Raw genomic sequence first — 20,813 nt, 5'->3', positions numbered from 1 at the left:
ACACCATCTACTTGCGAATGAAATCAGCGGGAAAATGCGGTCTGGCCCCATATTCCGACCTGCGGCCCGAAACTCAACCTGCCGTTTAGGACGAGTTTTTCGGATTCTGATCCGCGATCAGGTCCAGGGTCCGGCGCAGCTGGTCCCATTCCACGCGATAGCCGCCGGCGGTGCCCGCGCCCACGACCATGGCATAACGCTGCCGCCAGCAGTCGGTCAGCAGCTTCAGCGAGGTGGTGACCCGGTCCGCCGGTTGCAGCGTCAGCACCGTGCCACCGGGCGGCATGGCGATGACGCCATGGGCAAGCTGGCTGCCCTCGACGCCCACCACCAGCTGCGCGGCGCCCGCCGCCTCGACCATCTGGTCGGCATCATGGCGGTCGACGTAGAGGGTGCGGAAGCCGTATTCGACCTCGAGCCGCTCGGCGATCTCGGCCTCGTTTTCCAGCAGGCGGGCGTCGCCGCTGGCACCGCGAAAGATGAAGACGCCGGGCAAGGGCTCGGGCTTGCGCCCCGCCAGCAGGCGCGCGCGATTCTCTTGCGCGCGGCCCTGCCGGCCGCGATTGTTGTGCAGGTCGTCGAACAGCACCAGCTCGTCGAAATGCACGTCGCCGATGCGCCCGGGCGTCATGCCCAGCAGCTCCTCATAGCGCCGGATATGGCCGCCGCGCACCGGGGCCGAGGTCACGGGATCGCCCGCCTGCTCGGCCAGGCGATAGGCGAGGCAGTCGTTCAGCAGCCAGTTGCCGAACCAGCGGTTGCCGATCCAGCTTTCGTAAAGCGCGCCCGAGATCGCCTGGCGCGGGCGCGGATAGCCGATCCCGCGGCGGCTCTGCTTGCGCAGGTGCATCTGGCCGCCGCGCGCATGCAGCACGCCATCGACGAAATCCACGTCGCGAAAGCGATAGCCCATGGTCGGTGGCGTCGGCTCGGCCGGATCGCCCCGCATCTGGGCCAGGATGTCCGGCAGCGCGCCGAATTCGGTCTGGGCGATCTGCTCGACCTGGTCGGGCAGCCAGATGCCGGGCGCGATCTCGACCTCCTCGGCGGGCGAGACCTCCCAGCGTTCTACGGCAAGGTCGTAGAACTGCGGGCGGGCCTGACCGGCAAGGCGGCGCAGGCGGTTGTGAAGCGGTCTGAGGGAATGCATGGCGGATCGCTGCGGTTGGAGTTCCACTATTCTGTCGTGCGGCCCTGGGCGCAAGAGCACAGTTCCCTAGTCCGGGGTCTTCAGTACCTGGGACAGGACCTTCGCGATGGCATCGTGATCGGCCTGCGAGGGGTGCCACAGGCAGGCATTGCGGCGCGGCTCGCGCAGCACCACGACCTCGGCAGCCAGCCCGTCGGCGGCCAGCAGATCCGAGGCGGTCCTGTAGGCGTCGGTCAGCTCATGGCCGTATTCGCCGAAGGCCAGCAGCACCAGCCGGGCGCCCGGGTTCTCGGCCAGGCGTGCCCTGGCGAAATCCGCCAGCGCCGGGCCGAAATCGGCAGCGAGCGTCGCCTTGTCCCAACGCTCGCCCTTGGCGAAATCCGAGCCGAAGTCGTTCGAGCCCAACGCGATCACCAGAATGTCGGCGGACCGCTGCGGCAGGGTCGGCGCCGCCGGATCGCGGGGCAGGGCCAGCGGATAGATCTGCGGCATCTCGCGCCCGGGTCTTGCCCCGCCGTAATTGCGCAGAAGCCCGATGCCCGAGCGGGCGATGATGCGGTAATCCGTCCCCAGCGCCCGGGCCACCTGCGCGCCGAAGGCGCGGCTGGTGTCGGTCGCGGAAAAGACCTGCTCCTCGGAGCAGTCGCGGCGCAGGGCGGTATCGGCCAGGCCCAGGGTGTCGGAATCGCCGATGAACTCGATTAGCCGCGCGGGCGGCGGCGGCGCCGGCAGGGGTTCGGCCCCGGCGTCGAGGAAAAAGCCGTCGAACACCGCCGGGGCCTGCGATTCGCTGATCTTCTCGGCCAGGACCAGGTGCGGGCCCGGCGCGAGCCCGGTGATGTGCAGATCCTGCCAGCCGGGGCGTGAGACCAGGATCGCCTGACCGTCCAGCGTCACGCGCCAGCGGTTGACCGCATCGTCGAAGCGCAGCGTGACTGCGCTGCCATGGAACCGGGCGGCGGCGTGAAAACCCGGCCATTCATGGCGCCGGCTGCCGGGCGCGGGGCCGGCCGCGCTGCGGCCGGTCACCTGGGCCGGCAGCGGCACCAGGCCGGACTGCGGCGGCACCAGCCGGGCCTGAAAACCCGCCTGCGCCATGTCCAGCGTGGGCACCGGCACCGGAGGATGCGGCGGCCGGGGCCAGGCGAAATATCCGGCCAGCCCCACCAGCGCGAGGATCGCCAGAATGCCGATCCATTTCAGTATCCTGTCACCCATCCGCCCCGCCTTGTCGCGCGATCAGCCGCGGAATTCGGCCAGAATCCCGATCGCCTCGCTGATGTCATAATGGTGATTGCCGATGAAGAAACCGTTAAGGTCGATCTCGGCGGCATGGGTCATCGGCCCGTGCAGGCTGTGATCCATCAGCCCCAGCACCGGGTTGCGGGTGAAATCGCCGCTGACGATGGGCCGGGTCTCGAAGCCCAGGGCCTCGAGCCGGTCCAGCACCGCGCGCCGGGTCAGGCCGGTTTCCGGCCGCAGCACCAGCGAAAAGCCGAACCAGCTGCTTGCACCGGTCTCGGCCTGGATGCGGAACAGCGGATGATCCGCCATGGCCTGCTGCCAGAGCGCGCCATTCCGGCGCCGTCCCGCGATCAGCCCCGGCAGCTTTGCCAGCTGCGCCCGCCCCAGCGCGCCCGACATCTCCAGCGGGCGCAGGTTGTAGCCGGGCAGCACGAAGCGGAAGCTTTCCTCGAAGGGATCGTTGCTTTTCTCGCCGGTCAAGCGATTGAATTTCGGCAGGTTCCGGGTCCAGCCATGCGCGCGCAACGCCAGCAGGATATGGTAAAGCTCCTCGTCGTCGGTAACGACCAGCCCCCCCTCCATGGTCGAGATATGATGCGAGAAGAAGGTCGAGAACGTCCCCATCACCCCGAAGGTGCCTGTCTGCCGGCCGGCGAATGTCGCGCCCATCGATTCGCAATTGTCCTCGATCAGCACGATGCGGCGGCTGCCGATGATGGCGCGGATCGCGTCGAAGTCGTTCGGGTTGCCCAAGAGGTTCACCGCCATGATCGCCCGCGTCCGCTCCGTCACCGCGCTTTCCAGCGCCGCGAGGTCGTAGTTCAGCGTATCGCGGTCGATATCGACGAATTTCAGGTGCAGCCCGTATTGGTGCAGCGGGAAGAAGGTCGTGGACCAGGACACGGCCGGCACGATCACCTCGTCCCCGGGCATCAGCCGCAGGTCCGGGTTCGCCGTATGGCGCAGCGCCGCCACCATCGCCAGGTTCGCCGAAGAGCCCGAGTTCACCATCACCGCATGGCGGCTGCCGGTGAAGCGGGCGAATTCCGCCTCGAAAGCCGCGACCTCGGCGCCCATCGAGAAACGGTCCGAATCGATGACCCGTTGCAGCGCGTCGCGCTCGGCCTGATCCCAGCTCGAGGTGGCAAGGGGAAAACGGCTCATGCGTGATGCTCCCGGTAATGGGCATAGGTCGCGGCGATGCCGTCGCGCAGCGGGGTCGAGGGCGCCCAGCCCCATGCGCTTTGCCGCGCGACCGACATGAGCTTCTGCCGCATCCCCACCGGGCGCGTCAGGTCGTGGCGGAAGCGGCCGCGCCAGCCGATCACCTCGGCGGCGATGCGATAATAGTCGTTGATGCTGTGATCCTGGCCGGGACCGACATTCATCACTGGCGGCAGCCGCCCCGGATCGGCCAGCGCGCGCAGGATCGCCTCGGCCAGGTCGGGGGCATACATGAATTCGCGCCGCGCCTCGCCGTCGCCCCAGATCTCGACCTCGGCCGCGCCCTCGACGCGGGCGCGATGCAGCTTGTGGATCACCGCTGCCAGCAGATGCGAGCGCGCCGGGTCGAAGCTGTCATGTGGGCCGTAGAGGTTGCAGGGCACCAGCGTGCGCCACAGCAGGGTCGGATCCTCGCGGCAGGCATAGTCGACGGCGCGCATGGCCATGATCTTGGCCAGGGCATAGCCTTCGTTGGTGGGTTCCAGGGGGCCGGTCAGGATCTGCGCCTCGGACAAGTCGCGGCCCAGGTCCTTGGGATAGACGCAGCTGGAGCCGAGGTTGATCAGCACCGGCACCCGCGCCGCGCGGCAGGCGGCGACCAGGTTCAGGCCGATGCGGGCGTTTTCGTCGAGGAAACGCAGCGGCTCGGCCATATTGGCCTGGATGCCGCCGACGCGGCCCGCGGCATGGACCACGGCATCGGGACGATGGCGCATCAGCCAGTCGCGCGTGGCCACGGCGTCGCACAGATCCAGCTCGGCGCGCGCAGGCGCCATGACCTGCCAGGCGGCGATGCCGGGATGCGCCAGCAGGTTGCGCCCGACCATGCCACCCGCGCCTGTGACCAGCAGCCGGGCCATTCAGCGATCCTCGCGCGCGACCGGCGCGGCCATGCCATGCCGCGCCAGCAGCGACTGGCCGCGCGCGACATGCAGGTCGGCCGCGACCATCTCGGCGATCATCGCGCGCAGCCCGGTCTCGGGCCGCCAGCCCAGCCGCTGATGCGCCTTGGCGGCATCGCCGAGCAGGCTCTGCACCTCGGCCGGGCGGAAATATTTCGGATCGACCCGCATCACCACGTCGCCGACCCGCAGCGCCGGCGCCAGCTCGCCCGTGACCGAGGCGACCACCGCCACTTCATCGACGCCCGCGCCGCGGAACTCCAGCGCCACGCCCAGCTCCTCGGCCGCCCAGATCAGGAACTGGCGCACGGAGTGCTGCTCGCCGGTGGCAATGACGTAATCGTCCGGCGTGTCGCATTGCAGCATCAGCCATTGCATGCGCACATAGTCCCGCGCATGGCCCCAGTCGCGCAAGGCATCCAGATTGCCCATATACAGGCATTTCTCCAGCCCCTGGGCGATATTCGCCAGGCCGCGGGTGATCTTGCGGGTGACGAAGGTCTCGCCCCGGCGCGGGCTCTCGTGGTTGAACAGGATGCCGTTGCAGGCGAAGATGCCATAGGCCTCGCGATAGTTCACCGCGATCCAATAGGCATAGAGCTTGGCCACCGCATAGGGCGAGCGGGGATGAAACGGCGTGCGCTCGGTCTGCGGGCTTTCGCGCACCAGGCCGTAAAGCTCGGAACTCGAGGCCTGGTAATAGCGCGTCGCCTTCTCCAGCCCCAGGAAGCGGATTGCCTCCAGCAGGCGCAGCGCCCCCAGCCCGTCCACATCGGCGGTATATTCCGGCGCCTCGAAGCTGACCGCGACATGCGATTGCGCGCCGAGGTTATAGACCTCGTCCGGGCGCACCTCGGCCATGATCCGGGTCAGGTTCGAGCTGTCCGTCAGGTCGCCGTAATGCAGGAAGAAGCGCGAGCCCGCCTCATGCGGGTCCTGGAAGATGTGATCGACCCGCTGGGTGTTGAAGGACGAGGCGCGGCGCTTGATGCCATGCACCTCGTAGCCCTGCTCCAGCAGGAACTCGGCCAGATAGGAACCGTCCTGCCCGGTGACCCCGGTGATGAGCGCCTTCTTCACCATGCATCCTCCTGGCCCGGCTTCTTTGCTCTGCAAATACCCATGCGACCGTGCCAGTTTCGCTGTCCCATGGGTATTTTCCAGAGCAAAGAAGACGCAGGCAGCGCCCAAGATCGTTCTGCCCGGCGCCCGCTTTCACCGTTTTACAAATACTCATGCGGCCGCGCCACCGGCATGGCCGCCTGGGTTTCACAGCGCCGCGTCGAAGACCGGCTGATAGATCTCCTTCAGCCGCGCCACCGCCTCTTGCGGCGACATCTCGACCGATTCTCCGGTCTTGCGCGAGGTCAGCTCGACCTTGTTCGCCGCCAGGCCGCGCGGGCCGACGGTGATGCGCCAGGGCAGGCCGATCAGATCCATGGTGGCGAATTTCGCCCCCGCGCGCTCGTCGCGGTCGTCATAGAGCGGATCGAAGCCCTGCGCCTTCAACTCGGCGTAAAGCGCCTCGCAGGCGCTGTCGGTCGAGGCGTCGCCCTGCTTCAGGTTGACGATGCCGACATGGAACGGGGTCACGCCCTCGGGCCAGATGATGCCCTTGTCGTCGTGGCTGGCCTCGATGATGGCGCCCAGCAGGCGCGAGACGCCGATGCCGTGGCTGCCCATGTGGACCGGCACGCGGGCGCCGTCGGGGCCGACGACGGTGGCGCCCATCGGCTCGGAATACTTGGTGCCGAAATAGAAGATCTGGCCGACCTCGATGCCGCGCGCGGAACGCCGGCGCTCGTCGGGGATCTGGTTGAACAGCGCCTCGTCATGGGTCTCGTCGGTGCGGGCATAGCGGCTGGTGAATTCCTCGAGCACCGCCTGGCATTGTTCGACGCTGTCGTAGTCGATGGCGCGGCTGCCGAATTTCAGGTCGGTGATCTCGCTGTCGTAGAAGACCTCCGATTCGCCGGTCTCGGCCAGCACCAGGAATTCGTGGGTATAGTCGCCGCCGATCGGGCCGCCATCGGCGCGCATCGGGATCGCCTGCAGGCCCATGCGCTCATAGCTGCGCAGATAGCTGACCAGGTGCCGGTTATAGGCGTGCAGCGCGTCTTCCTTGGTCAGGTCGAAGGTGTAGCCGTCCTTCATCAGGAACTCGCGGCCGCGCATGACGCCGAAGCGCGGGCGGATCTCGTCGCGGAACTTCCACTGGATGTGATACAGCGTCAGCGGCAGGTCCTTGTAGCTGTTCACATGCGACCGGAAGATGTCGGTGATCATCTCCTCATTCGTGGGCCCATAGAGCAGGTCGCGCTTGTGGCGGTCCTTGATGCGCAGCATTTCCTCGCCGTAATCGTCATAGCGGCCGCTTTCGCGCCACAGGTCGGCCGATTGCAGCGTCGGCATCAGCATGGCGATATGGCCGGCGCGGGCCTGCTCCTCATGCACGATCTTCTGGATGTTGTTCAGCACCTTGAAGCCCAGCGGCAGCCAGGAATAGATGCCCGCCGCCTGCTGCTTGATCATGCCCGCCCGCAGCATCAGCCGGTGGCTGACGATCTGCGCCTCCTTGGGGTCTTCCTTCAGAACGGGCATGAAATAGCGCGTGAGACGCATGGCGAAATCCTCATGATGGCCGGCCCGAGTTAGCGCAGAGCGCAGGGTGGGGCAACGCCCTTCCTTGCATGCGCGCGCGCGACGTTCCACATAGGGCCTGACTCGCGACAGGAGAGAGCGGATGCGACTGCCGGCGCAGAAACAGGTCTGGTATTGGGGGGCGGCGCTGGTGGTGCTGCTGCTGGCGCTCTGGGCGCTGGGCAATGCCATGATGCCCTTCATCCTGGGCGCCGCCGTCGCCTATCTGCTGGACCCGCTGGCCGACCGGCTGGAGCGGCTGGGCCTGTCGCGCACCCTGGCGGTGGTGGTCATCACCCTGGCCGCGATCCTGATCATGGTGGCGGTGATGCTGATGCTGGTGCCGGTGCTGGTCAAGCAGACCACGCAGCTGATCAATACCGCACCCGACATGGTGGCGCAGTTGCAGCAGTTCCTGACCAGCCGCTTTCCCCAGGTCTTCGCCGAGGGCAGCACCATCAACACCGCCCTGACCGATGCCGGCAAGAAGATCAGCGAAAGCGGCATGATGGTGCTGTCGACCGTGCTCGGCTCGGTCGTGGGCGTGTTCAGCCTGCTGGCGCTGGTCGTCATCGTGCCGGTGGTGGCCTTCTACCTGCTGCTGGACTGGGACAATATGGTGACGCGGCTGGACGAGCTGCTGCCGCGCGATCATGCCGACACCCTGCGCACGCTGGCGCGCGACATCGACAAGGCGCTGTCGGGCTTCGTGCGCGGGCAGGGCATGGTGATCCTGATCCTGGGCACGTTCTATTCCATCGGCCTGGGGCTGGTGGGCCTGCCCTTCGGCGTGGCCATCGGGGTCATCGCGGCCTCGCTGTCCTTCATCCCCTATGTCGGCGTGCTGATCGGCGGCGCCACCGCCATCGGGGTGGCGCTGTTCAGCTTCTGGGGCGAGCCGGTCTGGATCGCCGCCGTCGTGGCGATCTTCGTCGTCGGCCAGTTCATCGAGGGCAATTTCCTGCAACCCAAGATCGTCGGCACCTCGGTCGGGTTGCACCCGGTCTGGCTGATGCTGGCGCTGACCGTCTTCGGCACGCTGTTCGGCTTCGTCGGCCTGCTGGTCGCGGTGCCGCTGGCCGCGGCCCTGGGCGTGCTGGTGCGCTTTGCCGCCGGCCGTTACCGGGAAAGCGCGCTTTATACCGGGCGCGAGGTGCCGGCGCCGCCGCCGCCGCCGACGCTGATCGAGCTGGTGCCGCGCGGCACCACCGCCCATATCCGCCGCCTGGCGCAGCTGTCCCATGACGTGCGCGTGGCCGAGATCCAACGCGACGAGGAACTGGCCGAGCTGGTCGAGGAGCGCCAGGAGCGCGCCGAGCGCGAGAGGCTGCCCGACATCGGCCCGGAAGGCCCGCCCTCGCCGGTCGAGTTGCATGCCGAGGCCCGGTTGGCCGCGCGCGAGGCGCGAGAGCAGAGCCGGAAGGACGGCTGATCCTTGGCCCGCCAGCTTGCCCTGGATCTGACGATCCCGCCCGCGCTGTCGCGCGCGGATTTCCTGACCACCGGCGCCAACCGGGACGCGCGGGCGATGCTCGACGCGCCGGCGCGCTGGCCGCAGGGCCGGCTGCTGCTGATCGGCGGCCCGGGCGCCGGCAAGACGCATCTGGCGGGCGTCTGGGCAGCCGAGCATGGTGCCCACGTCACCCAGGCCTGGACCCTGACCCCGGCCAATGCCGACGAGCTGGTGCCCGAGGCCGGCGCGCTGGTCATCGAGGATGCCGAGGAGATCGGCGGCCAGCCCGAGGCCGAGCAGGGGCTGTTCCACCTGTGGAACCTGGCCGGCGCCCGGCAGGCCTTGCTGCTGATCTCGGCCCGCGCCGCGCCGCGCGACTGGGGGCTGCGCCTGCCGGACCTGCGCTCGCGGCTGGAGACGGCGGCGCAGGCGCTGCTGGGCCCGCCCGACGATGCGCTGCTGCCGGCGGTGCTGGTCAAGCTGTTCGCCGACCGCCAGCTGCAAGCCCCGCCCGAGGTGATCGACTGGCTCTCGCTGCGCATGGAGCGCGACCTCGACCTTGCGCGCCGGCTGGTCGCGGCCATCGACCGCGAATCGCTGGCCGGGCGCCGCGCCATCACCCGGCGCCTGGCGGCCGAGCTTCTGGACAAGCTCGCCCCCGCCGACGCATGATCCCTTCATCCCAGCAGCAGTTTTCCCATGACCCAGGCCGATTTCCTGAAGTTCCCCTTTCCCACGCCGCGTCTGCTGCCCGAGGGCACGCCCGAAGGCCCGGCCCGCTTCTTCAACCGCGAGATCAGCTGGCTGGCTTTCAACTGGCGCGTGCTGGACGAGGCCAGGAACCCGCGCGTGCCGCTGCTGGAACGGCTGCGCTTCCTGTCGATCTCGGCCACCAATCTCGACGAATTCTACACCGTCCGCGTCGCCGGCCTGCGCGAGCTGGTGCGCGAGGGCAACAGCACGCTTTCCGACGACGGGCTGACGCCGGCCGAGCAGCTGGCGCTGGTCAATGCCGACGCCCGCCGGCTGATGGGCGCGCAGCAATCGGTCTGGAACGGTCTGCGCCGCGAGATGGAGCAGGCCGAGATCACCATCCTGTCGCGCTCGCGCATCACCCGCGCCGAAGAGGAATTCCTGCGCCGCCACTTCATGGAGCAGGTGTTTCCGGTGCTGTCGCCCCTGGCCATCGACCCGGCGCACCCGTTCCCCTTCATCCCCAACACCGGCTTTTCGCTGGCGCTGGAGCTGGCGCGGGAAAGCGGCGGCCAGCAGATGCAGGCGCTGCTGCCGATCCCGCAGCAGATCGCCCGCTTCGTGCCGCTGCCCGGCGGCAAGCGTTTCCTGCGGCTGGAAGACCTGCTGCTGATGCACCTGCCGAGCCTGTTCCCCGGCTATCGCGACATCGGCCATTGCGCCTTCCGCGTGCTGCGCGACAGCGATCTGGAGGTCGAGGAAGAGGCCGAGGATCTGGTGCGCGAATTCGAGACGGCGCTGAAGCGGCGCCGGCGCGGCAGCGTCATCCGGCTCAAGATCACCGCCGGCGCGCCCGACCGGCTGCGTCGCCTCATCATGGAGGAACTCGACGTCGACCCCGAGGAGGTGATCGAGGTCGAGGGCCTGCTGGGCATGGCCGACCTGCGCGAGCTGGTGCTGGACGGGCGCCGCGACCTGCAATGGCCGGCCTTCACCCCGCGCGTGCCCGAGCGGGTGCAGGACCATGACGGCGACATGTTCGCGGCCATCCGGCAAAAGGACATGCTGCTGCACCACCCCTATGAGACCTTCGACATGGTGGTGCGGTTCCTGGCGCAGGCGGCGCGCGATCCGAACGTGCTGGCGATCAAGCAGACGCTCTATCGCACCTCGCGCGACAGCCCCATCGTGGATGCGCTCTGCGAGGCGGCCGAGGCCGGCAAGTCGGTCACCGCGCTGGTCGAGCTGAAGGCCCGTTTCGACGAGGCCGCGAACATCCGCCAGAGCCGCCGGCTGGAACGCGCCGGGGCGCATGTCGTCTACGGCTTCATGCAATACAAGACCCACGCCAAGATCAGCACCGTGGTTCGGCGCGAGGGCGACCAGCTGGTCACCTACAGCCATTTCGGCACCGGCAACTACCACCCGATCACCGCGCGGATCTATACCGACCTGTCGCTGTTCACCTGCGATCCGGCGCTGGGGCGCGATGCCTCCAAGGTGTTCAATTTCCTGTCCGGCTACGTGCAGCCCGACGGGCTGGAGAACATGGCGATCTCGCCCATCGACCTGAAGGAAACGCTCTTGACCCTGATCGCGCGCGAGGCCGAATTCGCCCGCCGCGGCCGGCCGGCCGAGATCTGGGCCAAGATGAACAGCCTGATCGAGAAGGACGTGATCGAGGCGCTTTACGCCGCAAGCCAGGCCGGGGTCAGGATCAACCTGGTGGTGCGCGGCATCTGCGGGCTTCGGCCCGGCATCGTCGGCCTGTCGGAAAACATCCGCGTCAAGTCGATCGTCGGGCGTTTCCTGGAACATTCCCGCATCGTCTGCTTCGGCAACGGCCATGCCTTGCCCTCGAAACGGGCGCGGGTCTTCATCAGCTCGGCCGACTGGATGGGGCGCAATCTGTCGCGCCGGGTCGAGACGCTGATCGAATGCTTCAACGAGACGGTCAAGGCGCAGATCACCAGCCAGATCATGGCGGCGAACATGGCCGACGAGGCGCAGAGCTGGCTTCTGCAGCCCGACGGGCGCTATCTGCGCTATCTGCCGGCGGGCAAGGAAGACCTGTTCAGCTGTCACAAATTCTTCATGGAAAATCCGTCACTTTCGGGGCGGGGCAAGGCGGGCGCGCGCGACGTTCCGGCATTGACGCATTCGACCGATTGACGATTGACGCAAAGGGTTAATTGCCGCATCCAAAGCCCGGACCCCGGCGTGGTCACGGAATCGAGAGGAACCCGATGAACGGTATCGTCACCGCAAGCGGAGAAACCATCGAGCCCTTCGGGCGGTCGCTGTTCGAGCGGGCCTCGGAACGCTCGCTCAGCCGGGTCGGCGTGGTCGACGTGGGCTCGAACTCGATCCGCATGGTGGTCTTCGACGGCGCTGCGCGCTCGCCGGCGTATTTCTACAACGAAAAGGTCATGGCCGGGCTGGGGCAGGGGCTGGCCACCACCGGCCGGCTGAACCCCGAGGGCGTGCAGCGCGGCATGGTGGCGCTGCGGCGCTTCGCCGCCCTGGCCGAGGGCATGGGCATCAAGCCGCTGACCTGCGTCGCCACCGCCGCCGTGCGCGAGGCCGAGGACGGCCCCGCCTTCCGCCGGGCGGTGGAAAAGGAAACCGGCCTGAAGCTGCATGTCATCGACGGCGAGGAAGAGGCCCGGCTCTCCGCCCAAGGCGTTCTCTTGGGCTGGCCCGAGGCGAGCGGCCTGGTCTGCGACATCGGCGGCAACTCGATGGAGCTGGCCGAGGTCAAGGGCGGCAAGGTCGGCCGCCGCATCACCACGCCCTTGGGCCCGTTCCGGCTGCAACAGGTCAAGGGCGGCGCCTCGGGGCTGCGCGACCATATCCGCAAGACCGTCGAGGGCGCCGTCGCCAGGCTGGGCCGGGGGCACGAGACGATCTATCTGGTCGGCGGCTCGTGGCGGGCCATCGCGCGGCTGGACATGGAGCGGGTGAACTATCCGATGACCGTGCTGCACGAATACCGCATGACGCGCGAGGCGGTCGAGGACACGGTGAAATGGATCGGCGGCAAGTCGGTGCCCGAGATGCGGGCGATGACCGGCATCTCGCAAAGCCGGATGGAGCTGGTGCCGCTGGCCAGCCTGGTGCTGCGCCAGCTGGTGCAAAGCCTGGAGCCCAAGTCGCTGGCGGTGTCCTCCTATGGCATCCGCGAGGGGCTGCTTTACGAGCAGATGCCCGAGGGGCTGCGCTCGCGCGATCCGCTGATCGAGGCGGCGCGTTTCTCGGAACGGCAGATGGCGCGGATGCCGGGCTTCGGCAAGAAGCTGTATCACTTTCTCGAACCGCTTTTCGCCGACGTCCCGCCCGAGCGCGACCGGCTGATCCGCGCCGCCTGCCTCTTGCACGACACCACCTGGCGCACCCATCCCGACTATCGCGCCGATGCCTGTTTCGACAATGTGACGCGGGCCAATATGGCGGCGCTGTCGCATCCCGAGCGGGTATTCCTGGGCCTGTCGCTGCTGCACCGCTACAAGAACAGCCGGGCGAATTCGCCGATGGCGCCGCTGTTTGCCTTGCTGAACGACAAGGAGATCCGCGATGCCGAGGTGCTGGGCAAGGCGATGCGCTTCGGCGCCATGTTCTCGGTCAAGGACCCGGCCGAGGCGGGCACGCTGAAGCTGATGCCCAAGAAGAAGCTCTTGGAGCTGAAGCTGACCCGCACCGGCCGCGCGCTGATGGGCGAGGTGACCGAGGCGCGGTTCCGGGCGCTGGCCCAGGCGCTGGAGGTCGAGCCGGCGGTGATCCAGAGCTGAATCGCGGGCCGCGGCCGGAAATCCTGTCCCAACCGACAGGTTTCCCGGCTGCGCCTTTCGTGGCAGATAGAGGCCACGGGGGACGGCGGTCCGGGTGTTGTTTACCAAGTGTCCGGTTAAAAGGATCGTCCTCCCCCGACGACCCCCTCGCGGGCGCACGGGCTCAGGCGCCCCAAGTCCGCTCCAGCAGGTTCAGCCAGTTCTTCCAGGCAATCTTTTCAACCAGTTCGCGGCCATAGCCGTGCTCCAGCATGGCCTGGACCAGGTTCTGCAAGGCCGCGGCATCGGCCAGATCGGCCGGCATGTCGGCGCCGTCGAAATCCGAGCCCAGGGCCACGCCGTCCTCGCCCAGATGCGCCAGCAGGTGGTCGAGGTGGCGCAGCATGATCTCGAAGCCATGCATCGGGTCGCGGCGGCCTTCGGGATGCAGGAAGCCCACGGCGAAGTTCAGACCGACCAGGCCGCGGCTTTCCGCGATCACCTGAAGCTGGCGGTCGGTCAGGTTGCGCGAACTGGGCGCCACGGCATGGGCGCAGGAATGGCTGGCGACCAGCGGCGCGTCCGACAGCCGGGCCACGTCGTCGAAACCCTTTTCGTTCAGGTGCGACAGATCCAACATGATGCGCAACTGGTTGCATTCCTTGACCAATTCCCGGCCGAGATCGGTCAGCCCCGGCCCGGTGTCGGGCGAGGACGGAAAGGCGAAGGGCACGCCATGGCCATAGGCCGTCGGCCGCGACCAGACCGGCCCCAGCGAGCGCAGGCCCATGGCGTGCCAGACATGCAGCGCATCGAGGTCGGGAATCGGCTCGGCGCCCTCGATATGCAGGATGGCGGCGATGCGGCCGGCGGCGATGCTGGCGCGCAGGTCGGCGGCGGTCAGGCCGATGTCCAGCGTGCCGCTGCGCGCCATGGCCATCAGCTGTCCGGCCTGGGCCAGCGCATGCGGCAGCGCCTGGTCCGACGGAATTTCCGGTGGAAGATCAAGGGCAAAGGGCGGGTTCTTCTTCAACATCGCCGCCAGCGCATCGTCGGGGCCGGGCGGCGAGGGGGTCCAGATCGCGAAGAAGCCGCCCGCGAAGCCGCCGGCCTTCATGCGCGGCAGGTCCAGATGGCCGGTGCCGTCGCCCTGCAGCCACAGCCGCTCGCGCCCGGGACCGGCGGCGACCATGCGCTGAAGGAAGTCGTTGTGACCGTCGAAGACCGGAATCATGGCTGCTGTCCTTTCGCCTTGCGCGGCGCACCATGCGCCGGTTCCCCGCGCGCCGCAAGCCGGCCGGGCGCAACGCGCGTTGCGCGGTGCACAGGCCCGGGGCCGGGGCGCAGATCCCCAGCAATTGCTGGGATTTTCGCTGTGACCGCCGTGCAGCGGGCGTACACCGCGCGTACACCGGCCATGCACCGGCGGCGTCGAACGATAGGGGCTTTTCCCGCCGCGGCTCTGCGCTAAGCTGGGGTCACGAGCCAGCGGCAAGGAGCCCCAGCCATGACCCGCATCGCGGACGGTTTCGACGGCCAGACCGTCATCTGCACCTTCGACGTCACCCCCGGCAGCGCCCATGATGTGCTGGACGCGCTGACCGCCGCCTATGCCGAGGTTATCAGCCGGCAGCCCGGCTATGTCTCGGGCGCCGTGCATCTGAACGACGCCCAGACCCGCATCGCCACCTATTCGCAATGGCGCGACCGCCGCGATTACCAGGCCATGCTGCGCAGCCCCGAGATGCGCGAGCGCAACCGCGCCATCCATGCCATGTGCCGGCATTTCGAGCCGGTGATGTACGAGGTGGTCGGCGTCTGGGACAGCTGAAGCGCGGGCCGTTTCTGCGGGTGCGAAAACCGCTCGCCTTGCGGCAGGATCCTGCCTAGTCTGGCCTTCAGACGCGCCCCGGGCAGCGGGGCCACAGCGGAGGGGGCGCATGGCAGGACGCATCATCACGATTGCCCAGCAGAAGGGCGGATCCGGCAAGACCACGGTCGCGGTCAACCTGGCGGTCTGCCTGCGCGGGCGGGGCCATTCCGTCGGCCTTCTGGACACCGATCCGCAGGGCAGCCTGGGACGCTGGTTCCTGGAACGGCTGGAACGCCTGGGCGAGGACGAGGCGCTGGAGTTCACCACCTCCTCGGCCTGGGGGGCGAGCTACGAATCCGACAAGCTGAAGAAGCGTTTCGACTATGTCATCATCGACACGCCGCCCAAGATCGACAGCGACCTGCGCCCGGCGCTGCGGGTGGCCGACCTGGTGCTGGTGCCGGTCGCGACCAGCCATGTCGACCTGTGGGCGACCGAGGGCGTGCTGGACCTGGCCCGGCGCGAGAAATGCGACACGCTGATCGTGCTGAACCGCACCCGGCCGGGCACGCGGCTGGCCGGAGAGGTGGCGCAAAAGGCCGAGGAACTGGGCGCCGAGGTCGCGGCGGCGCAGATCGCCAACCGCGTCACCTATGCCGAGACGCTGGGCCAGGGCCTGGGCGCCAGCGACAGCGGCCGCAACCCGGTGGCGCGCAGCGAGATCGACGCGCTGACCGACGAGGTGCTGGCCCGGTTGCCCTGAAGCGGCGGTCTTTGGCCGATACGGGACGCGGGCAGGGGCGCGGCGGAACCTTTCCGGGGCGACGGGGTTGCGCTGCGATTGTCCGCGTCAAGGAGACCTTCCATGAAGCCGATCCTGCCTGTAGCGATGCTCATCCCCCTGCTGGCGGCGGGCTGCGTGCCCGAGCCGGCGCCCGAACCCACTCCGCCGGCCGAGGACAGCTGCGGCGCCGCCCGTTTTCTGGGGCTGGTCGGGCAAAGCGGCGTGACCATCTCGATCCCCGCCGACCAGGCCTATCGCAGCTACAAGACCGGCGATCCCGTCACCATGGATTTCAACCCGAACCGGCTGAATTTCGAACATGACAAGACGGGTAGACTTGTTCGCGTAAGCTGCGGCTAACGCTTGCGTTTTGACCGTTTGTTGCCGCCGCGCTGACCGGCGCGGCCCGCCGTCGAGCGCCCCGAGGCCTTGACGGCCTCTTCGGCGGCTTCCTCGATGGCGGATTGCCGGGCCAGCGGATCGTCGGCCACGGCCAGCTCGACCGCCTCCAGCCGCTTGACCTCGTCGCGCAGCCGCGCGGCCTCCTCGAATTCCAGGTTCTCGGCCGCCTTGCGCATCTGGGCGCGCAGCGCGTCGAGATGCGCGGCCAGATTGGCGCCGACCATAGGCTTGTCGATTTTCGTGGTGATGCGCGCCTGGTCGGTATCGCCCTGCCAGAGCCCGGCCAGCACGTCCTCGACATTCTTGCGCACGGTCTGCGGCGTGATGCCGTGTTCCAGGTTATAGGCCATCTGCTTCTGCCGGCGCCGCTCGGTTTCCGCCATGGCGCGCTCCATGCTGCCGGTGATGCGGTCGGCATACATGATGACGCGGCCTTCGGCATTGCGGGCGGCGCGGCCGATGGTCTGGATCAGCGAGGTTTCGGACCGCAGGAAGCCCTCTTTATCCGCGTCCAGGATCGCGACCAGGCCGCATTCAGGAATATCAAGACCTTCGCGCAACAAGTTGATGCCGACCAGCACATCGAAGGCGCCCAAGCGCAGGTCGCGCAGGATCTCGATGCGCTCGATGGTGTCGATGTCGCTGTGCATGTAGCGCACGCGGATGCCCTGTTCGTGCAGGTATTCGGTCAGATCTTCGGCCATGCGCTTGGTCAGTGTGGTGACCAGCGTGCGCATGCCGGCGGCCGAGACCTTGCGCACCTCGTCCAGGAGGTCGTCGACCTGCATCTCGACCGGGCGGATCTCGATCTGCGGGTCGATCAGGCCGGTCGGGCGGATGACCTGTTCGGTGAAGACGCCGCCGGTCTGGTCCAACTCCCAGTCGGCAGGGGTGGCGCTGACGAAGACCGATTGCGGGCGCATGGCGTCCCATTCCTCGAACTTCAGCGGGCGGTTGTCCATGCAGGAAGGCAGGCGGAAGCCATGCTCGGCCAGGGTGAACTTGCGCCGGAAGTCGCCGCGATACATGCCGCCGATCTGCGGCACCGAGACGTGGGATTCATCCGCGAAGACGATGGCATTGTCGGGGATGAACTCGAACAGCGTCGGCGGCGGCTCGCCCGGTGCGCGGCCGGTCAGATAGCGGGAATAGTTCTCGATCCCGTTGCAAACGCCTGTCGCTTCAAGCATTTCCAGGTCGAAGTTCGTGCGTTGCTCGAGCCGTTGCGCTTCCAGCAGCTTGCCCTCGTCGGTCAGTTGCTTCAGCCGGCCCTGAAGCTCAGCCTTGATCCCCTTGATCGCCTGCTGCAGGGTCGGGCGCGGGGTGACGTAGTGGCTGTTGGCATAGATGCGGATCTGCTTGAAGCTGTCGGTCCTGGCCCCGGTCAGCGGGTCGAATTCGGTGATCGCCTCCAATTCGTTGCCGAAGAAGTCGAAGCGCCAGGCGCGGTCCTCGAGGTGGGCGGGCCAGACTTCGACCACGTCGCCGCGAACGCGGAAGCCGCCGCGCTGGAAGGCGGAGTCGAGGCGGCGGTATTGCTGGGCGACCAGCTCGTTGATGAAGCCGCGCTGTTCGTACAGCTGGCCGACGACCATGTCCTGGGTCATCGCCGAATAGGTCTCGACCGAGCCGATGCCATAGATGCAGCTGACCGAGGCGACGATGATGACATCGTCACGCTCCAACAGCGCCCGCGTCGCCGAGTGGCGCATGCGGTCGATGGCCTCGTTGATCTGCGATTCCTTCTCGATATAGGTGTCCGAGCGCGGCACATAGGCCTCGGGCTGGTAATAGTCGTAGTAGCTGACGAAGTATTCGACGGCATTGTCGGGAAAGAAGCCCTTGAATTCGCCGTATAATTGCGCGGCAAGGGTCTTGTTCGGCGCCAGGATGATGGCGGGGCGCTGGGTCTCCTCGATCACCTTGGCCATGGTGAAGGTCTTGCCGGTGCCGGTGGCGCCCAGCAGCACCTGGTCGCGTTCGCCCGCGCGCACGCCCTGGGCCAGCTCGGCGATGGCGGTGGGCTGGTCGCCGGCCGGCAGGAACTCGGACTGCATGACGAAGCGCCTGCCGCCCTCGAGCTTGGGGCGGGTGACCTCGGCGAAGCGCGCGACGGGAGCATTGGTGTTGTTGTGGCCCATGGTTTTCCCTTTGTTCCGGGTGTGAATCTGGCATCTCGGCGCGCGGATGCAAGGGGCAAGCGGCGTCTTGCACAGCCATCTTGAACAGCGGCCCGGCTTGGGGGATAAGGCCATGAGCAAGAACAGAGGGTTCCCGTCCATGCGAGTCCGCATCTACAAGCCTGCCCGCAACGCCATGCAGTCGGGCGTCGCCCGCACCCGCGAATGGGTGCTGGTCTTTCCGGCGGCGGATGCGCGCGAGATCGACCCGCTGATGGGCTGGACCAGCAGCGACGACACGCAAAGCCAGGTGAAGCTGCGCTTCGAGACCCGCAAGCAGGCCGAGGACTATGCCCGCGAGAACGGCCTGGATTTCGAGGTGATCGAGCCGCACGCCCGCGCCGCGAACATCCGCCCCCGCGGCTATGGCGAGAACTTCGCCACCGACCGCCGCGCGCCCTGGACGCATTGAGGCTGTAAATCGGGCGAAAGTGGGATCGGTCTGACCGGACGTTTCAAGCTCGCCAAGACCATCAGCCAGGACCCTGCCTAATCTTGCGCACGAACGAGTTGAAGGCAGAGCGCGAACCCAATCCCAAAAAGGGAACTCAGCACCGATTCGTTGCCTATCGGCTCACCGCGTCGATGTCGGTGATGATGAGGGTACGCAATTCGAGGAAGGACAGAAGATCGAAGAAGCGGTGGGCATAGGCGCCGCCGACCTCCATCACCGTGAGATACTGGCTGCCGAGCTGTGGTTGACCAGTGCCGGCGCTGTCCGTCTTGCGGATCATTGCGGGAAGCAGAATCCGCTCTGCCGTGCCCTCGATAAGGACCGCCTGGTCGGCGAAGAACAGATCACACCGCGTCAGCGTCAAATACTGATGCAGAAATTCACGATCGGGCTCGGTCGCGCCACCCATGCCCTTACGCAAATCCTTGACGACCGAACGGCGCATGCCTTCCCCATCTGGTACCGAGAGGAAATAGCGCATGGCCTCAAAGCGCGCTTCGTTCGCCATGTGGGGAGAGTGGGTGGTGACGACGAACTGGACCGGCCACGGCCGGTTCTCGTTGAGCTGAGCGACGAAGGCGCTGGTGATCTGATCGAGCTGCCGGATGAAGACCTCCTGCATCTGAGGATGCAGGTGCGCCTCCGGCTCTTCGATGAAAATCAGATGCACCCCGGCCGCGGTCGGCGTGGCCTGATATCCGCGGAAAAAACGTAACGACTGGAGCAGCATATAGACGAGGTTACGCACGCCGAGCCCATTGTAGGTTTCGGGCAGGGTCATGCCGTTCACGCCGACGTAGCGAACCTTGGTGTGATCGTTCAGCAGCTTTTCGACATCGAAGCTGGTCTCGGTAACGAGGCCCGGATCGGAGAGGCCGGGATAGCCGAACAGGTCGAACGTCGGCAGGAGTGAGGTGAGCTTGGCGTTGAAGCCGGCATGTAGGTCGCCTTGGATTTGCTCCACGGCTTCCTTAAGCTTCTCGGCCGTTGTCCGCTTCTTTGGATCGACGGGATCGGTCAGCGCCGACTGAAAGAGTACCTCCACTACCTTCCCCAGAACGTCCCGCTCGCGATGCGTGTCATCGTCCAGGCCCCGCTGCGCGTTTATGAAGCCGCCCCGGATGAGCGTCGTGAGCGTTTTCGGCTCCAGCGACTTTCGATTGGTCGGATCGTTAGGATCGACGGCCTCCAGCGATGCCGCGTAGGCAGCTTGGACGCGACTGCCCAACGCCCGAAACAGGTTCCGGCGGTTGATCGCCACGTTATCGCCGACGGCGAGATCGGTGAAGAGCGCTGCAGGTGCGGTTGGCCGAGGGCCATAGGTAAGAACAAGCCTTGCGTCGCTGCTGTCCGGATCGAGATCGACGATGCACTCGCTCAACGGGCCGAGGTCGGGGGCGTCAATATCGTAGGTAATGTCGATCGTAATTCTTGATGGATGGGAGGAGTTCGACGATGTCGGGTGCAGGTGTCACCGCGTTGCTTGCTTCAAATGCCGTCCAGAAGCACTCGTGGCAGCCTAGAGACTGTTATGGACTGTGAGCTGCTCCCCGGAAATCGGACAGTGACGGAAGCTACGATCTGACGTTTGCTGGTCTCCAAGAACGAGGAGATCAGGAATGCGGAAACGCAGAAACCATGACGCGGGCTTCAAGGCGCGCGTGGCGCTCGAGGCCGTTAAGGGCGAGCGCACTGTGTCAGAGCTGGCGGGCGAATACGGCGTGCATCCGACGATGATCCATCAATGGAAGAAGGCGCTGCTCGACGGAGCTGCGGATATCTTCGAGCGCGGCGGCAAGAAGCCCTCGACGGAGGTGGATGAAGAGACGGTCCGATCACTGCATGCCAAGATCGGGGAGCTGGCTGTCGCCAACGATTTTTTGTCACGAAAGCTCAAGCCGTGGACCGGAAAGTGAGGCGTGGGATGATCGAACGGAACCACCCGGCGCTGTCCATCGGGGCGCAGTGCCGCCTGCTGTCGATCTCGCGCTCGTCGTTCTACCACGAGCCGGCTGGAGAGACGGATCAGAACCTCGGCCTGATGCGGCTGATCGACCGGCAGTTCCTCGACACGCCGTTCTATGGGGTTCGCCAGATGACCTGGCA

General features: G+C 67.0%; 18 protein-coding genes and 1 pseudogene. 10 read left to right on the top strand and 9 right to left on the bottom strand.

The window, feature by feature from the left end; genetic code table 11:
- Positions 1–85 precede the first annotated feature (85 nt).
- From ASV56_RS02990 to proS, 6 genes are all read right to left on the bottom strand, one after another.
- Positions 86–1,150: a glycosyltransferase family 61 protein gene (locus ASV56_RS02990; RefSeq protein WP_062560733.1), complete on the bottom strand. Its 1,065-nt coding sequence runs from the start codon at positions 1,148–1,150 to the stop codon at positions 86–88.
- 66 nt (positions 1,151–1,216) lie between these two features.
- Positions 1,217–2,368 carry an SGNH/GDSL hydrolase family protein gene (locus tag ASV56_RS02985; protein WP_062560732.1) on the bottom strand — a complete coding sequence of 384 codons (1,152 nt, stop codon included), beginning with the start codon at positions 2,366–2,368 and terminating at the stop codon, positions 1,217–1,219.
- Between the two features lie 21 nt (positions 2,369–2,389).
- Positions 2,390–3,559: a DegT/DnrJ/EryC1/StrS family aminotransferase gene (locus ASV56_RS02980; RefSeq protein WP_062560731.1), complete on the bottom strand. Its 1,170-nt coding sequence runs from the start codon at positions 3,557–3,559 to the stop codon at positions 2,390–2,392.
- Complete coding sequence (locus ASV56_RS02975) at positions 3,556–4,479, bottom strand: NAD-dependent epimerase/dehydratase family protein (RefSeq protein WP_062560730.1); 924 nt, start codon at positions 4,477–4,479, stop codon at positions 3,556–3,558. The genes ASV56_RS02980 and ASV56_RS02975 overlap by 4 nt, the downstream gene beginning before the upstream one ends.
- Complete coding sequence (gene gmd, locus ASV56_RS02970) at positions 4,480–5,604, bottom strand: GDP-mannose 4,6-dehydratase (protein ID WP_172823724.1); 1,125 nt, start codon at positions 5,602–5,604, stop codon at positions 4,480–4,482. It abuts the gene before it with no gap.
- A 186-nt stretch (positions 5,605–5,790) separates the two neighbouring features.
- A complete protein-coding gene (proS, locus tag ASV56_RS02965; RefSeq protein WP_062560729.1) occupies positions 5,791–7,143 on the bottom strand; it encodes a proline--tRNA ligase in 1,353 nt (450 codons plus the stop codon).
- A 121-nt stretch (positions 7,144–7,264) separates the two neighbouring features.
- On the opposite strand from proS, the gene ASV56_RS02960 reads away from it, so the two are divergent.
- From ASV56_RS02960 to ASV56_RS02945, 4 genes are all read left to right on the top strand, one after another.
- Entirely contained in the window at positions 7,265–8,593 is a 1,329-nt protein-coding gene (locus ASV56_RS02960) for an AI-2E family transporter (RefSeq protein WP_062560728.1), read from the top strand.
- A gap of 3 nt (positions 8,594–8,596) precedes the next feature.
- Positions 8,597–9,286 carry a P-loop NTPase family protein gene (locus ASV56_RS02955; RefSeq protein ID WP_062560727.1) on the top strand — a complete coding sequence of 230 codons (690 nt, stop codon included), beginning with the start codon at positions 8,597–8,599 and terminating at the stop codon, positions 9,284–9,286.
- A gap of 27 nt (positions 9,287–9,313) precedes the next feature.
- On the top strand, positions 9,314–11,479 hold the full coding sequence (locus ASV56_RS02950) for an RNA degradosome polyphosphate kinase (RefSeq protein ID WP_062560726.1): 2,166 nt from the start codon (positions 9,314–9,316) through the stop codon (positions 11,477–11,479).
- Positions 11,480–11,553: 74 nt separating this feature from the next.
- Positions 11,554–13,095 carry a Ppx/GppA family phosphatase gene (locus ASV56_RS02945; RefSeq protein ID WP_062560725.1) on the top strand — a complete coding sequence of 514 codons (1,542 nt, stop codon included), beginning with the start codon at positions 11,554–11,556 and terminating at the stop codon, positions 13,093–13,095.
- A gap of 163 nt (positions 13,096–13,258) precedes the next feature.
- Here ASV56_RS02945 and ASV56_RS02940 read toward each other — a convergent pair whose 3' ends face one another.
- Positions 13,259–14,308: a dipeptidase gene (locus tag ASV56_RS02940; RefSeq protein WP_062560724.1), complete on the bottom strand. Its 1,050-nt coding sequence runs from the start codon at positions 14,306–14,308 to the stop codon at positions 13,259–13,261.
- A gap of 273 nt (positions 14,309–14,581) precedes the next feature.
- Here ASV56_RS02940 and ASV56_RS02935 point away from each other — a divergent pair, with 273 nt between their 5' ends.
- From ASV56_RS02935 to ASV56_RS02925, 3 genes are all read left to right on the top strand, one after another.
- Positions 14,582–14,905, top strand: coding sequence for an antibiotic biosynthesis monooxygenase family protein (locus ASV56_RS02935; protein ID WP_062560723.1), 324 nt, complete (start codon positions 14,582–14,584; stop codon positions 14,903–14,905).
- 109 nt (positions 14,906–15,014) lie between these two features.
- Positions 15,015–15,650 (top strand): ParA family partition ATPase, encoded by a 636-nt coding sequence (parA, locus tag ASV56_RS02930; RefSeq protein WP_062560722.1) that lies wholly within the window; start codon positions 15,015–15,017, stop codon positions 15,648–15,650.
- Between the two features lie 102 nt (positions 15,651–15,752).
- Positions 15,753–16,031, top strand: a complete 279-nt coding sequence (locus tag ASV56_RS02925; RefSeq protein ID WP_062560721.1) for an I78 family peptidase inhibitor — start codon at positions 15,753–15,755, stop codon at positions 16,029–16,031.
- Here the strand turns inward: ASV56_RS02925 and uvrB are convergent.
- Positions 16,028–18,214, bottom strand: a complete 2,187-nt coding sequence (gene uvrB / locus ASV56_RS02920) for an excinuclease ABC subunit UvrB (RefSeq protein ID WP_062560720.1) — start codon at positions 18,212–18,214, stop codon at positions 16,028–16,030. The genes ASV56_RS02925 and uvrB overlap by 4 nt on opposite strands.
- A 139-nt stretch (positions 18,215–18,353) precedes the next feature.
- Between uvrB and ASV56_RS02915 the strand changes: the two genes are divergently transcribed.
- Positions 18,354–18,665: an ETC complex I subunit gene (locus tag ASV56_RS02915; RefSeq protein ID WP_062560719.1), complete on the top strand. Its 312-nt coding sequence runs from the start codon at positions 18,354–18,356 to the stop codon at positions 18,663–18,665.
- A gap of 154 nt (positions 18,666–18,819) precedes the next feature.
- Here ASV56_RS02915 and ASV56_RS02910 read toward each other — a convergent pair whose 3' ends face one another.
- On the bottom strand, positions 18,820–20,088 hold the full coding sequence (locus tag ASV56_RS02910) for an ATP-dependent nuclease (protein ID WP_253879842.1): 1,269 nt from the start codon (positions 20,086–20,088) through the stop codon (positions 18,820–18,822).
- Between the two features lie 238 nt (positions 20,089–20,326).
- Between ASV56_RS02910 and ASV56_RS02905 the strand changes: the two genes are divergently transcribed.
- Positions 20,327–20,623, top strand: coding sequence for a transposase (locus ASV56_RS02905; protein WP_062560391.1), 297 nt, complete (start codon positions 20,327–20,329; stop codon positions 20,621–20,623).
- 8 nt (positions 20,624–20,631) lie between these two features.
- Positions 20,632–20,813, top strand: a pseudogene (locus tag ASV56_RS23925) (IS3 family transposase); the annotation flags it as partial.

It is taken from the genome of Paracoccus aminovorans, assembly GCF_001546115.1.
Classification (GTDB): domain Bacteria; phylum Pseudomonadota; class Alphaproteobacteria; order Rhodobacterales; family Rhodobacteraceae; genus Paracoccus; species Paracoccus aminovorans_B.
This window is presented reverse-complemented; position numbering and strand designations above follow the sequence as displayed.

Excerpts from the sequence above, each read along its gene's own strand:
- ASV56_RS02990 (WP_062560733.1), bottom strand. The coding sequence starts at position 1,150 with ATGCATTCCCTCAGACCGCTTCACAACCGCCTGCGCCGCCTTGCCGGT.
- ASV56_RS02985 (WP_062560732.1), bottom strand. The coding sequence starts at position 2,368 with ATGGGTGACAGGATACTGAAATGGATCGGCATTCTGGCGATCCTCGCG.
- ASV56_RS02980 (WP_062560731.1), bottom strand. The coding sequence starts at position 3,559 with ATGAGCCGTTTTCCCCTTGCCACCTCGAGCTGGGATCAGGCCGAGCGC.
- ASV56_RS02975 (WP_062560730.1), bottom strand. The coding sequence starts at position 4,479 with ATGGCCCGGCTGCTGGTCACAGGCGCGGGTGGCATGGTCGGGCGCAAC.
- gmd (WP_172823724.1), bottom strand. The coding sequence starts at position 5,604 with ATGGTGAAGAAGGCGCTCATCACCGGGGTCACCGGGCAGGACGGTTCC.
- proS (WP_062560729.1), bottom strand. The coding sequence starts at position 7,143 with ATGCGTCTCACGCGCTATTTCATGCCCGTTCTGAAGGAAGACCCCAAG.
- ASV56_RS02960 (WP_062560728.1), top strand. The coding sequence starts at position 7,265 with ATGCGACTGCCGGCGCAGAAACAGGTCTGGTATTGGGGGGCGGCGCTG.
- ASV56_RS02950 (WP_062560726.1), top strand. The coding sequence starts at position 9,314 with ATGACCCAGGCCGATTTCCTGAAGTTCCCCTTTCCCACGCCGCGTCTG.
- ASV56_RS02945 (WP_062560725.1), top strand. The coding sequence starts at position 11,554 with ATGAACGGTATCGTCACCGCAAGCGGAGAAACCATCGAGCCCTTCGGG.
- ASV56_RS02940 (WP_062560724.1), bottom strand. The coding sequence starts at position 14,308 with ATGATTCCGGTCTTCGACGGTCACAACGACTTCCTTCAGCGCATGGTC.
- ASV56_RS02935 (WP_062560723.1), top strand. The coding sequence starts at position 14,582 with ATGACCCGCATCGCGGACGGTTTCGACGGCCAGACCGTCATCTGCACC.
- parA (WP_062560722.1), top strand. The coding sequence starts at position 15,015 with ATGGCAGGACGCATCATCACGATTGCCCAGCAGAAGGGCGGATCCGGC.
- ASV56_RS02925 (WP_062560721.1), top strand. The coding sequence starts at position 15,753 with ATGAAGCCGATCCTGCCTGTAGCGATGCTCATCCCCCTGCTGGCGGCG.
- uvrB (WP_062560720.1), bottom strand. The coding sequence starts at position 18,214 with ATGGGCCACAACAACACCAATGCTCCCGTCGCGCGCTTCGCCGAGGTC.
- ASV56_RS02915 (WP_062560719.1), top strand. The coding sequence starts at position 18,354 with ATGCGAGTCCGCATCTACAAGCCTGCCCGCAACGCCATGCAGTCGGGC.
- ASV56_RS02905 (WP_062560391.1), top strand. The coding sequence starts at position 20,327 with ATGCGGAAACGCAGAAACCATGACGCGGGCTTCAAGGCGCGCGTGGCG.